This window comes from Streptomyces sp. DF42, from assembly GCF_058267695.1.
This window is the reverse complement of sequence record NZ_CM177859.1, coordinates 289,550-303,931: the sequence shown is the minus strand read 5'-3', so window position 1 is coordinate 303,931 and position 14,382 is coordinate 289,550. Positions and strand designations below refer to the sequence as shown.

The 14,382-nt window shown below is 69.6% G+C and carries 13 protein-coding genes and 1 riboswitch; of the genes, 6 read left to right on the top strand and 7 right to left on the bottom strand.

Going from position 1 to position 14,382, the window contains the following annotated elements:
* The first annotated feature begins 88 nt into the window (after positions 1-88).
* The gene (locus tag ACYUED_RS01505) at positions 89-1,945 is read left to right on the top strand and encodes an endoglycosylceramidase (RefSeq protein ID WP_491290509.1); all 1,857 of its coding nucleotides are present in this window, start codon (positions 89-91) and stop codon (positions 1,943-1,945) included.
* Positions 1,946-2,112: 167 nt separating this feature from the next.
* On the opposite strand, the gene ACYUED_RS01500 is transcribed toward ACYUED_RS01505, so the two are convergent.
* The gene (locus tag ACYUED_RS01500; RefSeq protein ID WP_491290508.1) at positions 2,113-3,372 is read right to left on the bottom strand and encodes a YncE family protein; all 1,260 of its coding nucleotides are present in this window, start codon (positions 3,370-3,372) and stop codon (positions 2,113-2,115) included.
* Positions 3,373-3,554: 182 nt separating this feature from the next.
* On the opposite strand from ACYUED_RS01500, the gene ACYUED_RS01495 reads away from it, so the two are divergent.
* Positions 3,555-4,217: a TetR/AcrR family transcriptional regulator gene (locus ACYUED_RS01495; protein ID WP_491290507.1), complete on the top strand. Its 663-nt coding sequence runs from the start codon at positions 3,555-3,557 to the stop codon at positions 4,215-4,217.
* An 82-nt stretch (positions 4,218-4,299) separates the two neighbouring features.
* Here the strand turns inward: ACYUED_RS01495 and ACYUED_RS01490 are convergent, their stop codons facing one another.
* Positions 4,300-5,649, bottom strand: coding sequence for a glycosyltransferase (locus tag ACYUED_RS01490; RefSeq protein ID WP_491294788.1), 1,350 nt, complete (start codon positions 5,647-5,649; stop codon positions 4,300-4,302).
* A 244-nt stretch (positions 5,650-5,893) separates the two neighbouring features.
* On the opposite strand from ACYUED_RS01490, the gene ACYUED_RS01485 reads away from it, so the two are divergent.
* Positions 5,894-7,861, top strand: a complete 1,968-nt coding sequence (locus tag ACYUED_RS01485) for an RICIN domain-containing protein (RefSeq protein WP_491290506.1) — start codon at positions 5,894-5,896, stop codon at positions 7,859-7,861.
* Here ACYUED_RS01485 and ACYUED_RS01480 read toward each other — a convergent pair.
* Positions 7,854-8,204: a hypothetical protein gene (locus ACYUED_RS01480; RefSeq protein WP_491290505.1), complete on the bottom strand. Its 351-nt coding sequence runs from the start codon at positions 8,202-8,204 to the stop codon at positions 7,854-7,856. The two genes, ACYUED_RS01485 and ACYUED_RS01480, sit on opposite strands and share 8 nt — an antisense overlap.
* Positions 8,201-9,808, bottom strand: a complete 1,608-nt coding sequence (gene ctaD / locus ACYUED_RS01475) for an aa3-type cytochrome oxidase subunit I (RefSeq protein ID WP_491290504.1) — start codon at positions 9,806-9,808, stop codon at positions 8,201-8,203. Before ctaD ends, ACYUED_RS01480 begins: the two co-directional genes overlap by 4 nt.
* A 105-nt stretch (positions 9,809-9,913) precedes the next feature.
* On the opposite strand from ctaD, the gene ACYUED_RS01470 reads away from it, so the two are divergent.
* Positions 9,914-10,462, top strand: a complete 549-nt coding sequence (locus ACYUED_RS01470; RefSeq protein WP_491290503.1) for an RNA polymerase sigma factor — start codon at positions 9,914-9,916, stop codon at positions 10,460-10,462.
* The gene (locus ACYUED_RS01465; protein WP_491290502.1) at positions 10,455-11,432 is read left to right on the top strand and encodes a CU044_5270 family protein; all 978 of its coding nucleotides are present in this window, start codon (positions 10,455-10,457) and stop codon (positions 11,430-11,432) included. The genes ACYUED_RS01470 and ACYUED_RS01465 overlap by 8 nt, the downstream gene beginning before the upstream one ends.
* Here ACYUED_RS01465 and ACYUED_RS01460 read toward each other — a convergent pair whose 3' ends face one another.
* Together ACYUED_RS01460 and ACYUED_RS01455 are read right to left on the bottom strand one after the other, a co-directional pair.
* Positions 11,433-12,281: a bifunctional 5,10-methylenetetrahydrofolate dehydrogenase/5,10-methenyltetrahydrofolate cyclohydrolase gene (locus ACYUED_RS01460; protein WP_491290501.1), complete on the bottom strand. Its 849-nt coding sequence runs from the start codon at positions 12,279-12,281 to the stop codon at positions 11,433-11,435.
* A 23-nt stretch (positions 12,282-12,304) separates the two neighbouring features.
* Positions 12,305-12,387: riboswitch (ZMP/ZTP riboswitch) on the bottom strand.
* 5 nt (positions 12,388-12,392) lie between these two features.
* Entirely contained in the window at positions 12,393-13,247 is an 855-nt protein-coding gene (locus tag ACYUED_RS01455) for a hypothetical protein (RefSeq protein WP_491290500.1), read from the bottom strand.
* Between the two features lie 61 nt (positions 13,248-13,308).
* Between ACYUED_RS01455 and ACYUED_RS01450 the strand changes: the two genes are divergently transcribed.
* Positions 13,309-13,857 (top strand): MarR family winged helix-turn-helix transcriptional regulator, encoded by a 549-nt coding sequence (locus ACYUED_RS01450; protein WP_491290499.1) that lies wholly within the window; start codon positions 13,309-13,311, stop codon positions 13,855-13,857.
* A 24-nt stretch (positions 13,858-13,881) separates the two neighbouring features.
* Here the strand turns inward: ACYUED_RS01450 and ACYUED_RS01445 are convergent, their stop codons facing one another.
* Entirely contained in the window at positions 13,882-14,247 is a 366-nt protein-coding gene (locus tag ACYUED_RS01445; RefSeq protein WP_491290498.1) for a nuclear transport factor 2 family protein, read from the bottom strand.
* Positions 14,248-14,382: the final 135 nt, after the last annotated feature.

Genomic DNA, 14,382 nt, shown 5'->3' with positions numbered 1-14,382 from the left:
CAGGGAGAGAACATGCCCGGGAAACCTGAAACTTACTCAAGAGTCAGAAGTATTGACGCTGTCCGGAAATCACCGGACTGTAGTGGACATGCCGAATAGCCGGGCACGTCTGCTCGTGGTTCTGGTTGTCCTCCTCGGATCTCTGACGGTGGCGGGCGTGCCGTCCGCCACCGCCTCGACCCTTCCCGACTCCCTCTGGTTCGACGACACGCCGCTCACCGTGCAGAACGGCCGCTTCGTCGACGGCAACGGCCGCGAGGTCGTGCTGCGCGGATACAACGTCTCCGGCGAGACCAAGCTGGAGGAGAACAGCGGCCTGCCGTTCGCCTCGGTGGCCGACGCGAAGAAGTCCGCGACCGCGCTGCGCGCCCTCGGTGGCGGCAACTCGGTCCGCTTCCTGCTGTCCTGGGCCCACGCCGAACCCACCCGCGGCGCGGTCGACACGACCTACCTCGCCGCCGCCACCGCGCAGATGCGGGCGTTCCTCGACGCCGGCATCCGCGTATACCCCGACTTCCACCAGGACCTCTACTCCCGCCACCTCTTCAACTCCGGCAGCTGGTACACGGGCGACGGCGCCCCCAAATGGGCGGTGAGCCTGGGGGGTTACCCGCAGGAGTCCTGTGGGATCTGCCTTTTCTGGGGCCAGAACATCACCCAGAACCAGGCCGTGACCAAGGCGCAGCGCGACTTCTGGCACAACGCCCACGGACTTCAGGACTCCTTCCTCGACACCGCGCAGAAGACGATGGCGTACGTCGAACAACACCTCAGCGACGCGGAGTTCGCCGGCGTGGTGGGCTTCGACCCGTACAACGAGCCCCATGCGGGCAGCTACGACTCGGGCCAGACCAGCCGAGCCTGGGAACAGAACCTGCTGTGGCCCTTCTACGTGAAGTTCCGGGCCCGGATGGACGCGGCGGGCTGGCAGGACAAGCCGGCCCTGGTGGAGCCCAACCTCTTCTGGAACGCCAACATCGACTCCCAGAAGCAGCAGGGCGGTCTCCTCGACGCGGGCACGCTCGGTCCGCGGTATGTCTTCAACACGCACTTCTACGACCAGAAGGCCATCTCCGGCATCTTCATGTGGGGCAAGGCGGCCGACGGCCAGTACGCGACCGACTTCGGGACGATCCGGGACCGCGCCTCGGCCGCGGGAACGGCCGCCGTGGTCAGCGAGTTCGGTCACCCGCTGTCGGGAACGGTCTCGGACAAGGCGCCGACCGTCGTCAAGGCCATGTACCAGGCTCTCGACTCCCGTGTGCCGGGCGCGAGTTGGTGGTCGAATCCGGCAGGCTCGGGTCCCGTGCTGTCCGGCTCGCAATGGCAGTGGGACATCTACAGCGGGCGCCATCACGAGCTCATGAACGACAACCCCGACAAGGTCCGCACATCCGGTGACGCCTGGAACGACGAGGACCTCTCGGCCGTGGGCCTCGACGACTCCGGCACGGCGACGCTGCGCCAGAACGCCCGGCTCCTCGACCGCGTGTACCCGAGCGCCACCGCTGGTTCGACGCTCGCCTTCACCTACGAGGACCGCTCACGCGACGGCTCGACGACCCTGACCTGGAACCCGGTGCCGAACTCGCTGCCGAACGTGGCGACGCTCGTGGGCTCGGGCCAGTACGGGCTGCTCGTATGGCGCTCGGGCAGCGGCTCGGCACCCACCGAACTGCACCTCCCGGCGTCCTTCCCGACCTCGTCGACCACGGTGGTCTCCGACCTGGGCACGGCGTACGACCCGCCGGCGTACACGACGTCGACCCCGATCGCCGCGGCTCCCGAACCGGGCGGTACCGGCAGCCGCCGACTCCTGCTCACCGACACGGACTCGGGCGCCCTGCACTACGCACTGGTGACCAACGGCGCCACCACACCCTCGGCGGGCCTGCTGACCGCGGCCAGGTCCGAACTGGCGGCGTGGGCCGCCGCGCACTTCTGACGAGGCGCCCCGGGCGGTCCTGCCGGCCGGGGATCTTCCCCGCCACGTCCGCCCGGGGGATCCTCTCCGACACGCTCCCGCGGGGCACGGTCGCGCCCGGTGGTCCGGCTCCGCGGCGAGGTGGGTCGGCCTGGTTGCCGTGCCGCCCACCTCGCGTCTCGCGGGAGTCAGCTGCCGGAGGTGCCCGACCAGTTCGCCTCCACATGGCCCAGCCGCACCCGCTGCGGATGGTCACCGACGGAGACGGACGTGACCTTCCGCCCGGTCGCGAAGTCGATCGCCGTGACCTGGTCGGCGCCGCTCTCGGAGATGACGCAGTCCTTGCCGTCGCCGCTGACCGTGGCCCAGTAGGGCTTCGAGGCGGACACCAGCGGACCCTCGTTGAGGGTGGCGCGGTCGACGACCGTCGCGTAGTCGTCCATCGTGCCCGCGACGCACAGCTTCGTGCCGTCCGGGTTCATCGAAATGCCGTGGTGGCGCGAGTCGTTGACCCAGGTGGTGCGGTCCTCGCTGGTCGCCGGGTTCTTCGGCAGCGTCTTCACCCGGGTGATCTTGTCGGTGGCGACGTCGTACTCCAGGAATCCGTTGAAGAAGGACACCTGGAAGTACAGCTTGGACTCGTCCGGCGAGAACACGGCCGGCCGCACCGCGTCCGAGAAGTCCTTCAGACCGATCGCGTCGAGCCGGTCCCGCATGTCGATGACCTTGACCTGCTTGTACGTCGTCGCGTCCACGACGGTGATGTGCCGGTCGCCCTTGGTCCAGTCCCAACCCGGGTCGTCGAGGGACGTGTTGACGTCCCCGATGGCCATGTTCCAGATGTACTTGCCATCCCTGGTGAAGATGTTCTCGTGCGGTTTGTCGCCCGTCGCGAACGAGCCGAGCTGCTTGCCGGTGTTGATGTCGAGCACGTGCACGGTGTTCGCCGTCGAGGCGGACACCGCCACCCGGGTGCCGTCGGGGGAGACCGCCATGTGGTCGGAACGGTAACCGGACACGGGGAAACGCCAGTTGATGCTGCCGGTGGCGAGGTCGATGGAGACGACGTCGGCGAAGCTCGGCCGGGAGACCACCACCGACCTGCCGTCGGGGGTGGAGTACATGTCGTCGACGAACTGGTCGTGGCCCTCGCCGACGCCGTTGCGGATCGCCATGAAGTAGATCCACTTGATCGGATCGGCGTTGATGGCCGCCATCCGCTGGTCCTTGTCGGGGATGACGTTGATGCGGCCGACCTTCGCGAAGTCGCCACTGGACTTGATGACGTCCGCTGTGCCGTCCCAGTTGTTGCCGACGAACATCACCTCGCGCAGGGCGGCTGCGGAGGAGGAGTCGGTGGCTGCGGAGACGGCGGTCGCGGGCGCGGCGACGGTCAGGACGAGGGCGGCTGCTACGGAGCAAAGGTGCCTGGTTCTGAAGGCAGGCATGAGTGCTCTCTCCTCTGAGTGGCTGGGGCGTGATGGGAGCATGCCGAACGGAATGGACACGGCCGAATCTGAATACAGGCGCCTTCAGATTCCTACTTACTGGAAAGTAAGGAAGAGGCGCCCTTCTCCACAAGACCGCGGGCACGACAAAATTGCCGGAAGGGGCGGACGAGGGAGGTTCAGTGGCGGGCAGGCTCAGGGCGCCGACCGGACGGTACGGCGGCAAGACCGCCGTGGAACGGCAGGCCGAGCGGCACAGGAGGTTCCTGGACGCCGCTCTCGAACTGTTCGGCGGCGACCCCGGCTACCGGGCCACCACGGTCTCGGCGCTGAGCGAGGCCGCAGGCCTGTCCACCCGGCAGTTCTACGAGGAGTTCCGCACTCTTGAGGACGTGCTGGCCGCCCTGCACCTCCAGGTCAACGACTGGGCCGAGGAGGCCGTCGTGACGGCGCTCGCCGACGTACAGGGCCTGCCGCTCGCCGAGCGTGCCAACGGCATCTTTCGCTCCTACGCCGCCAACGTCACCGGCGACCCGCGCCGGATACGGATCACCTTCGTCGAGATCATCGGTGTGAGCCCGCGCCTGGAGGAGCAGCGCCTCGCCCGTCGCTCCCGCTGGGTGGACCTCATCTGCGCCGAGGCGGAAACGGCCGCCGCGCGGGGAGAGGCGGCCCCGCGCGACTACCGCATCGCCGCGACCGCCTTCATCGGCGGCGTCAACGGCCTGCTCCACGACTGGAGCGCCGGGTGGGTCGACGCGACGCTGGACGAGGTCGTGGACGAACTGGTGCAGCAGCTGCTGGCGATTCTGCGTCCGCCGGGGTGGGCTGCGCCGGCGGACTGACGGGTGCGGTGAATCGCGTGGGGGCATCGTGTGCGCGTGAGCGGCAGCCCCGGTGCGCTCGTCCCGGTCGGCGAGCGTGCGATCACCAGGGCTCTTGGGCGTCCGCTCCGTTCACCGGGTCCGGCCCATTCTGCGCGCCCTGCCCGTTCTCCGCGCCGGGTGCCTTCACCCCACCCAGTCCCTTCATCCCACCCAGTCCCTTCACCGCGCCCAGCCCGTTCACCGCGGCCAGCACCGGCGCCACGCCGTCCTCGTCCCGGATCCGTGCCCCCAGGCGCGCCGCGCGCCGCCCGAACGCCGGATCGCGGGTGGCCTGCACCAGTGCCGCGGCCAGCATGCCGGCGGTGAGGCGGCGCAGCGGCAGGGCGCGCGGGGCCACGCCCAGGGCGACCAGACGGGCGGACCAGAAGCCCTCGTCGAACTGGATCGGTACCGGCACGGCGGGCACGCCGGCGCGCAGACCCGCCGCCGTCGTGCCCGCGCCCGCGTGGTGGACCACGGCGGCCATACGGGGGAAGAGCACGGAGTGCGGGACCTCGTCGACGCCCAGCATGTCGTCGCCGAAGGCCCCGAGGCCGGCCCAGCCCCGCTGGATCACGCCCCGCAGCCCGGCCCGGCGCAGGGCGCGCACGATGGCCCCGCTGAGCCGCTCGGGGTCGGGCACGGTGGCGCTGCCCAGGCCGACGTACACGGGAGGTGGTCCCGCGTCGAGGAAGTCCCGTAGATGGGGCGGGAGTTGGGAAACCGTGTCGTACGGCCACCAGTATCCGGTCACGGTGAGACCCGGCCGCCAGTCTCGCGGCCGCGGTACCACCAGGGGGCTGAAGCCGTGCAGCACCGGCGGCTCCTGCCGCTCCCGGGCCCGCCAGGCCGCGGCGGCACTCGTGCGAGGCAGCCCCAGCCGCTCCCGCACCACGGGCAGCGCCCCGGCGAAGACCTGCTCGACAGCCAAGCCCACCCCGTGCCCGGCGATCCGGTTGCCCAGGGCCCCCAGTGAGCGGCCGCCCAGCATCGGAGGCCCGAACTCCCTTGTGGGGGCCAGCGGTTGGAGCGGCACGTCCAGGTACGGCAGCGACAGTCCCTCGGCGATGGTGTGCCCGAGCGGGCCGACCGAACCGGACAGCAGCAGGACGTCGCTCGACCGGGCGGCCGCCACGAGTTCGTCGGTCATCCGCCCGACCAGTGTGCGTGCCATCGCCACCACCCGCACCATCTTCCCCACGCCGGTCCCACTGCGGTGCAGACCACGCCCGCGCGAGGACTCCAGCTCGGCCCGCGGATCCACCGGCAGTGCATGGAAGCGGACCCTCGACCCCGCCACGAGCGGCTCGAAGCGGGCGTGTGTGACCAGGGTGACCTCGTGTCCTGCACGGGCGAGCCCGTGGCCGAGTCCGGTGTAGGGGGCGACGTCGCCCCGGGAACCCGCCGTCATGATCGCTACGCGCACGACCGCCAGTATGGCGCCGCCGCACGCCGCTCAGCCAGAGCACCCCGTAGAGAGTGGCCACTTCACGCCTGTCGCATCCGTTGACTTCCCTCTCTCCAGGGCTCTACTTTCGGCGCGCGACACGTTCGGTTCATCGATCTGTGTTCGGTATGTCGAATGCGATTGGGGCGTGCTAGTCGAATGCGTTGCCGAATACCTCCCCCCTGGGGTCCCCCGCCGAAGGAGCCGCATGTACTCCCCTCCGTGCTCGCCCAGAAGTGGTCTCGTGCAACGGTGCAGAGCCGCCGCCGTACGTCTCCTCGCCCTCGCCCTGACCGCGGCCGCCGCACTGCTGTTCGCTGTGCCGGGCCCGGCACAGGCGGCGACGGCCCGTCAGATCGCCGTGCCCGCCGCGCCCATGGGCTGGGCCTCCTGGAACAGTTTCGCCGCCAAGATCGACTACAACGTGATCAAGAAGCAGGTCGACGCGTTCGTCGCGGCGGGACTGCCGGCGGCCGGATACAAGTACATCAACATCGACGAGGGCTGGTGGCAGGGCACCCGCGACAGCGGCGGAAACATCACCGTCGACACCGCTGAGTGGCCCGGTGGCATGAGCGCCATCGCCGACTACATCCACAGCAAGGGCCTCAAGGCCGGTATCTACACCGACGCCGGCAAGAACGGCTGCGGCTACTACTACCCGACCGGCCGCCCCGCCGCACCGGGCAGCGGCAGCGAGGGCCACTACGACCAGGACATGCTGCAGTTCTCCAAGTGGGGCTTCGACTTCGTCAAGGTCGACTGGTGCGGCGGCGACGTCGAAGGACTCGACGCGGCGAAGGCATACCAGTCGATCAGCGACGCGATCGCGAAGGCGACGGCAGCCACCGGCCGCCCGCTCACCCTGTCGATCTGCAACTGGGGCAAGCAGAACCCCTGGAACTGGGCGCCGGGGCAGGCCCCCATGTGGCGCACCAGCAGCGACATCATCTTCTACGGCAACAAGCCGTCGATGACGAACCTGCTGTCCAACTTCGACCAGACCCTGCATCCCACGGCCCAGCACACCGGCTACTACAACGACCCGGACATGCTGATGGTCGGCATGGACGGCTTCACCGCCGCCCAGAACCGCACCCATATGAACCTGTGGGCGATCTCCGGCGCACCGCTCCTCGCCGGCAACGACCTCACCACCATGACCTCCGAGACCGCCTCCATACTCAAGAACCCCGAGGTCGTCGCCGTCGACCAGGACCCGCGCGGCCTGCAGGGCGTCAAGGTCGCCGAGGACACCAGCGGACTGCAGGTGTACGGCAAGGCGCTGGCCGGGACCGGCAACCGCGCCGTCGTCCTCCTCAACCGCACCTCCGCCGCCCAGAACATCACCGTCCGCTGGTCCGACCTGGGGCTGACCGACGCGTCCGCGACCGTGCGTGACCTGTGGGCACGCTCCGACGTCGGTACCCACGGCACGAGTTACACGACCAGTGTCCCGGCGGGCGGCTCGGTCATGCTGACGGTCACCGGGGGGACCGAGGCGTCGAGCAGCACCTACACCGGCACGTCGAGCTTCAGCGGAGTCGCCGCCGGGAGCACCGGGGTCAAGGTCGTCGACGTCTCGTACACGAACAACACCTCCGGTGCCCGCACCGGCACCCTCAAGGTCAACGGCCAGGGCTCCACCGCGGTCTCCTTCCCGCCGACCGGACCCGGCCCGGGCACGATCTCCGTGCAGGTCGGCCTGTCCAAGGGCGCCACCAACTCGCTCACGTTCTCGGGCGCGCCGACCCTCGACTCGATCACCGTCAGACCCCAGCCCGGGGCCGACGGCACCCAGGTCGTCGGCAAGCAGTCCGGACGCTGCCTCGACATCTACAACAACACGATCACCAACGGCACCCAGGCAGAGCTGTGGGACTGCAACGGTGGCCAGAACCAGGCCTGGAGGCACACCTCCCGCAAGGAACTCGTGGTGTACGGCAACAAGTGCCTGGACGCCTACAACGCCGGCACCACCAACGGCACCAAGGTCGTGATCTGGGACTGCAACGGCAACAACAACCAGAAGTGGAACGTCAACGGCGACGGCACGATCACCAACGTCAACGCAGGCCTCTGCCTGGACGCCTACAACAACGGCACGGCCAATGGCACCTCCATGGTGCTGTGGGCATGCGGTACGGGCGACAACCAGAGGTGGGCGCTCAACTAGCCCCGGCCCAGGCGCAGGAGAGCAGCACGACACCCGCGGCCATGACCGCGGCGCACGCCAGCAGCCAGCCGGCCAGCAGGCGGCACCGCAGCCCGCGGTAGGTCTCCTCGTACTCGCCCCGCAACTGACGGGCACGCTCCGCTGTGCGCTGCCAGGAGGTGCGGGCGAGTGCGAGGTACTCCGCCTCGAACCGGCGCTCCACGTCTTCCCGTTGGGTCTCCGTCAGCCAGTCGAGCCGGGCAGCGAAGCGTGCGGCGGCCCAGCGCCCCTCCTCCCGGGCGGCGGACAGGAGCAGATGTCCCTCGATCTCGGCGAGGAGCATCTGGGTGTCCTTGCTGCTCACGGTGCGATCACTTCCCTTTCCGGGGCCGGGAGCCGGACGTGGTGCAGGTCGAACGCCGGGGATTCGCTGCGGATGCGGGGAAGGGTGACGAAGTTGTGGCGCGGGGGCGGGCAGGAGGTCGCCCACTCCAGTGAACGGCCGTAGCCCCACGGGTCGTCGACGCCGACCGGCTTGCCGTACTTGGCCGTCTTCCACACGTTGTAGAAGAACGGGAGCATGGACGAGCCGAGCAGGAACGAGGAGATCGTCGACACCGTGTTGAGGGTCGCGAACCCCTCCACCTCGAGGTAGTCGGGGATACGGCGCTGCATGCCCTCGGCGCCCAGCCAGTGCTGGACCAGGAAGGTGCCGTGGAAGCCGATGAACAGCGTCCAGAACGTGATCTTGCCGAGTCGCTCGTCGAGCATCTTCCCGGTCATCTTCGGCCACCAGAAGTGGAAGCCGGAGAACATCGCGAAGACGACGGTGCCGAACACCACGTAGTGGAAGTGCGCCACCACGAAGTACGAGTCGGACACATGGAAGTCGATGGGTGGCGAGGCGAGCATCACGCCGGTGAGGCCGCCGAAGGTGAAGGTGACCAGGAAGCCGGTGGCCCAGAGCATCGGGGTCTCGAAACTCAGGGACCCCTTCCACATCGTTCCGATCCAGTTGAAGAACTTCACGCCGGTCGGTACGGCGATGAGGAACGTCATGAAGGAGAAGAACGGCAGCAGCACACCGCCGGTGACGTACATGTGGTGGGCCCACACCGTCACGGACAGGCCGGCGATCGCGATGGTCGCGCCGATCAGGCCCATGTAGCCGAACATCGGCTTGCGGGAGAAGACCGGGATGACCTCGGAGATGATGCCGAAGAACGGCAGCGCGATGATGTACACCTCTGGATGGCCGAAGAACCAGAAGAGGTGTTGCCACAGCAGGGCGCCGCCGTTGGCCGCGTCGAAGACATGTGCCCCGAATTTCCGATCCGCCTCCAGCGCGAACAGCGCGGCGGCCAGGACGGGGAAGGCGAGCAGCACCAGCACCGCGGTCAGCAGCACGTTCCACACGAAGATCGGCATGCGGAACATGGTCATGCCGGGCGCGCGCATGCAGATGATGGTGGTGATGAAGTTGACCGCACCGAGGATGGTGCCGAAGCCGGAGAAGGCCAGACCCATGATCCACAGGTCGGCGCCGATGCCCGGGGAGCGCACCGCGTCCGACAGCGGGGAGTAGGCGAACCAGCCGAAGTCGGCCGCGCCGGACGGGGTGAGGAAGCCGCCGACCGCGATCGTCGAGCCGAACAGGTAGAGCCAGTAGGCGAACATGTTCAGCCGCGGGAACGCCACGTCGGGCGCGCCGATCTGCAGCGGCATGATCCAGTTCGTGAAGCCGGCGAACAGCGGCGTCGCGAACATCAGCAGCATGATCGTGCCGTGCATCGTGAACGCCTGGTTGAACTGCTCGTTCGACATGATCTGCAGACCCGGCCGGGCGAGCTCGGCACGCATCAGCAGCGCCATGACGCCGCCGATCAGGAAGGACGCGAACGACGTGACGAGATAGAGCGTCCCGATCGTCTTGTGGTCAGTGGTCGTCAACCACTTGAGGTGCCTCATACCCCGCCTGTGTCCGGCCCCGGCACACCGATCACACTCGGATGACGCGACGAGAATCACGAAAGCGGGTGTGACGATCCGGCCGGTGCCGGACACGAACGGAACATGAGCAACGACGAGATCTTCGCCGCTGCCTATCGCGAGCACTACTGGGCGGTCAGCCGCTATGTCGCGCGGCGACTGGACGGGCGGGCCGACGAGGTGGAGGAAGTGGTGGCGGAGGTGTTCACGGTCGCCTGGCGGCGCCGCCAGGACCTGCCGGGCTCCCCGCTGCCCTGGTTGTACGGCGTGGCACGCAACTGCCTGGCGAACGCGGTACGCGGTTACGGCCGGCGGCGCCGGCTGGTCGACCGGCTGGGCAACGACGAGACCGCGCACGGCAGGCAGATCGTGGACAGCCCCGACGCGGAGACGGCGGGCTCCTGGGTGCATGACGCGCTGGCCCGGCTCTCTGAGGCGGACCGGGAGGTGCTGCGGCTGACCGCGTGGGAGGAACTGGGCATCGACGAGGTCGCCGTCGCCCTCGGCTGCGGCAGCCGGGCCGCGTCGATGCGGCTGCACCGCGCCCGGCGCCGGCTCAGAACCGAGATAGACCGCATGCGCCTCGCACCCACGGCCGGTCCGACAGCCGCGAAGGAGCACGACCATGGCTGACGAACTCGAACTCCTGCGCCGCGCCAACCCGGCGCCGTCCGGCGGCCCTCACTACGGCGACGGCCCCCTCGGCCACCATGCCGAGCGCAGGCTCGACCAGTTGCTGCACGAACGGCCTCCAGGCCGCCGCCGGACCCGGCTCGTGTGGAGTCTCGCGGCCAGCGCGGTCGTCGCCGCGACCGTGCTGACACTGACGTTCGGCGGCCCGAGCACGACCCCCGCGGTCGCCGCACCCCGGGCGCTCGTCGTCCAGGCCGACTCCACCCCCGTACCCCTGGATCAGCTCGCCGGCCGGGCACAGCGGCAGGCCGCTGCGGACGGTGCGCCGCAGCTGCGCAAGGGCACGCACGTGCAGTCCTGGAGCATGGGCATGAGCGAGGACAAACCCCCGGTCACGCTCCCGGAGGAGCGAGTCGTGCGCTGGAGGGCCGACGGCAGCCACACGGAGCTGGTGGTGGCGACCGACCCGCGGCACCCGGGCCGGCCGGTCCTGCGCGACGAGGGCGGCGATCCGCATCTGGTCGAGGACGGCCATGTCATCAGCAGGCAGACGTATCCGCCGAGCTGGAGCGACGCGCCGCCCGAGTCGCCCCCTCCGCACGACCCGGCCCGGCTGCGGGCCTATCTGCAGGAAGCCGCGTACACCCACCACACTGGGCTGACGACTCCCGAACTCCTCGACGTCGTCGCCGAGTTGCTCGACCACTGGACCCTCGGCGCCCGGGAGTCCGCGACGCTTGCCCGGCTTCTGGCGGACGCCGAAGGGCTGCGCCCGGTCGGCCAGGTGACCGACCGGCTCGGGCGGCGCGGCCAGGCGTATGTGTACGACGCTCCCGGCAACCGCCGGATGCTGATCATGGACCCGTCCACCGGCGCCGTCCTCGGCCTGGAGACCGTCCTGACCAAGGCCCAGCCGGAGTACGGCGTCAGGGCCGGCGACGTCGAGTCGTACAGCGCCTGGATGCGCTGATCACACCCCGAGCTGCCGGGCGGCGGCATCGACGGTCTGCTCCAGCAGCGTGGCGATCGTCATCGGGCCGACACCGCCGGGCACGGGAGTGATGAGACCGGCACGCTCCACGGCGGAGTCGAAGTCCACGTCGCCCACGTTGCCCGGGTTGTAGCCGGCATCGACCACGACCGCGCCGGGCTTGACGTCCTCGCCCCGGATCAGCCGCGGCCGACCCACGGCAGCCACCACGATGTCGGCCTCCCGGAGCACCGAGGACAGGTCCTGCGTGCGCGAGTGGCAGTACGTCACCGTCGCGTCGCGGGCGAGCAGCAGCATGCCGACCGGCTTGCCGAGGATGGCGCTGCGGCCCACGACGACGGCACGCTTGCCGGACGGGTCGACGTCGTACGCGTCGAGCAGCCGCATGATGCCGCCCGGCGTGCACGACACGAAGCCCGGCACGCCGAAACTCATCGTCGCGAAGGAGGCGAAGGTGACGCCGTCGACGTCCTTCTCGGGCGCGATCGCCTCGAACGCGGCCCGTTCGTCGATGTGTTCACCCATGGGGTGCTGCAGCAGGATGCCGTGTACGCCGGGGTCGTCGGACAGTGAGCGCAGGGTGCCGACGAGTTCCTCGGTGGTCGTGGCCGCGGGCAGTTCCACGTGCCGGGATTCGATGCCGGCCTTGCGGCAGCGGTTCTGCTTCATGCGGACGTAGGTGACCGAGGCGGGGTCCTCGCCGACCAGCACCGTCGCCAGACAGGGGGCCGTGCCGGTGCGGTCGGTGAGGCCGGCCGCCCGCCCGGCGGTGTCCTCGACGATCCGCCGGGCGAGCGAGGTGCCGTCCATGAGCCGGGCCTGAGACATGATCCACTCCTGGGCTGGTGTGACCGGATCGCCCAGGCGCACGGCATCGACTCTGCGTGGCCGCTCCCCGGTGGTACTCCACCTCAGCGCCAGTCACGGCCCGCCACGACCCTAACCGATGTCCTCGCTGTGCTGCGGTGGGGCGGTCGGATCGACCCCGGCGAGGAAACCGGTCGCCTGCGCCTCGATGCGAACGGCACCGATGGCCCCGGCCCAGCGGGCGACCTCGGTGGCGAGCGCCCTGGCACCCGCCTCGTCGCCGGTGTCGCGGGCCAGCACCGCCAGCAGCAGCTGCTGGGACAGCGTGCCGGGGACCGTGCCCGCTCCGGCACCCAGCGCGGTCGCCCGCCGCCAGCGTTCCAGGGCACGGTGCGGGTCACCGAAGTCGTGGTCGTGGTCGCCCAGATGCCGCAGGGCCTCCCGGGCCAGCAACGGATCAGGGCCAAACTCCCCGGCCTCCAGCGCCGCCGTGTAGTGGGCGGGCGCGGCGGTGCGCTCGGAGAAGTGATTGTCGGCGATCAGGCCCAGATACATGGAGGCCCAGCCGCGCCGCACCTCGTCCGGAGCGCGATCGCGCAGCCCGTACGCCTGCTGCCGCATCCCGGCGAGGGTTGCGGGGTCCTTGCCGTCGGGGCCGAGGCGCAGTGCGCCGTCGACGAGGAGCAGGTGGTGGTAGGTGTGCCGCAGCCGCACGAAGCCGAGGTCCCAGTCCTCCTCGGGCAGCAGTCCGGCCGCGGCCTCGATACGGCTCCGGGCGAGGTCCGTCCCCGCGAACCAGTCGCTCTCCAGGGCGACTTCGGCGATGGCGAGGGCGAGCCGGGTACGGTCCGCCGGTTCACCGGCGGAGGTCGCCTCCAGTAGCCCAAGAGCACGGTCCCAGCGGCCGGCGAGGGACAACGCCCTTGCACAGGCGAGCAGTTCACTGAAATCCACGGATGTGCGCGAAGCACTCGTCGTGTTCGTCATGACGAGAGAAGGTAGTTATGCAAAAAACCATCCACAAGAAAACCACTGCGGGAGACAGGCGATGGAGGACTCGGCAGACCGCCATGTCGAGGAGTGGTCGAAGGAACTCGACTGGATGGACCCCGTCAAGGAGGCGATCTTCGTCCGGCTGGCGTTCCTTGCCCGCCATATGTCACAGGCGCGGCGGGACGCCCTTGACTCGGACGGACTGCGGCGCTGGCAGTACAAGGTGCTGCTCACACTGCGGCGGCTCGGTCCGCCGTACACCGCGAGCCCTTCGCTGCTGGCCGACCGGTTGGGGCTGACCCGGGGCGCGCTGTCGGCGCGGCTGGGGCCGCTGGAGGACGCCGGGCTGATCACCCGCACGCACGAGACGGCCGACCGCCGGCGCGTACGGGTCCGGCTCACCGATGCGGGAAACGCCGCCTTCGAGCAGCATGCGGTGACGGAGGAAGCGGACGAGGTCGCGCTGCTCTCAGCACTGAGCGCAGCAGAGCAACGGACACTGGCCGACCTACTGCGGAGATTGGCAGCCGCCGCCGAGGCCGGGCCGGGCGTACCCGCCCCAGCGCCGCACGGACCGAGAAGGTCCAGGTCAACCGGGTGCTGACCTGGACCCTCGCGGTTCTGCCTCCTACTCGTCCCATGCCTGGATCAGGATTTCTTCGGTGATCTTTCCGTCGCGCAACGTGATCATCGACTCGGCCAGCACGCGCGTACCGTCCGAGTACTCGCAGGACTGGCTGTAGGCGGCATGGTCGCCCTCGATGATGCAGTGATCCACCTTGTGCGTCATGTCCCGGCTGTAGATGTCCTCGAACAGCGCGCCGATCTCGCCGCGACCGTGCAGGACCTTGGGCTTGCTGGGTTGGGTGTTGCGGTCCACGATGCGCACTTGCGCGTCGTCGGCGTAGAGCGACAGAAGGTCTGCCGCCGTATGTCCCTCGACGCCCCGGCGCAGGGTGTCGGCGTTGAAGGCAGGGGTTGCCGCGGTGCCCATGATGACCTCCTTCGAGGGCCGCGACCCGACGAGGAGTGGGCCGCGGAGGGCCTCTCATCCGAGACTCCTCCGCCAGGGCAGCCTCGGCAAGCGCAGCCGGGGCGCTGCCCCTGATGGGTGAGCGCAGCGACGTGC

Bases quoted from the DNA above. Each gene is read 5' to 3' on its own strand.
- ctaD (WP_491290504.1), bottom strand. From the start codon at position 9,808: ATGAGGCACCTCAAGTGGTTGACGACCACTGACCACAAGACGATCGGG.
- ACYUED_RS01465 (WP_491290502.1), top strand. From the start codon at position 10,455: ATGGCTGACGAACTCGAACTCCTGCGCCGCGCCAACCCGGCGCCGTCC.
- ACYUED_RS01470 (WP_491290503.1), top strand. From the start codon at position 9,914: ATGAGCAACGACGAGATCTTCGCCGCTGCCTATCGCGAGCACTACTGG.
- ACYUED_RS01485 (WP_491290506.1), top strand. From the start codon at position 5,894: ATGTACTCCCCTCCGTGCTCGCCCAGAAGTGGTCTCGTGCAACGGTGC.
- ACYUED_RS01450 (WP_491290499.1), top strand. From the start codon at position 13,309: ATGGAGGACTCGGCAGACCGCCATGTCGAGGAGTGGTCGAAGGAACTC.
- ACYUED_RS01500 (WP_491290508.1), bottom strand. From the start codon at position 3,372: ATGCCTGCCTTCAGAACCAGGCACCTTTGCTCCGTAGCAGCCGCCCTC.
- ACYUED_RS01460 (WP_491290501.1), bottom strand. From the start codon at position 12,281: ATGTCTCAGGCCCGGCTCATGGACGGCACCTCGCTCGCCCGGCGGATC.
- ACYUED_RS01505 (WP_491290509.1), top strand. From the start codon at position 89: ATGCCGAATAGCCGGGCACGTCTGCTCGTGGTTCTGGTTGTCCTCCTC.
- ACYUED_RS01490 (WP_491294788.1), bottom strand. From the start codon at position 5,649: ATGACGGCGGGTTCCCGGGGCGACGTCGCCCCCTACACCGGACTCGGC.
- ACYUED_RS01455 (WP_491290500.1), bottom strand. From the start codon at position 13,247: ATGACGAACACGACGAGTGCTTCGCGCACATCCGTGGATTTCAGTGAA.
- ACYUED_RS01445 (WP_491290498.1), bottom strand. From the start codon at position 14,247: ATGGGCACCGCGGCAACCCCTGCCTTCAACGCCGACACCCTGCGCCGG.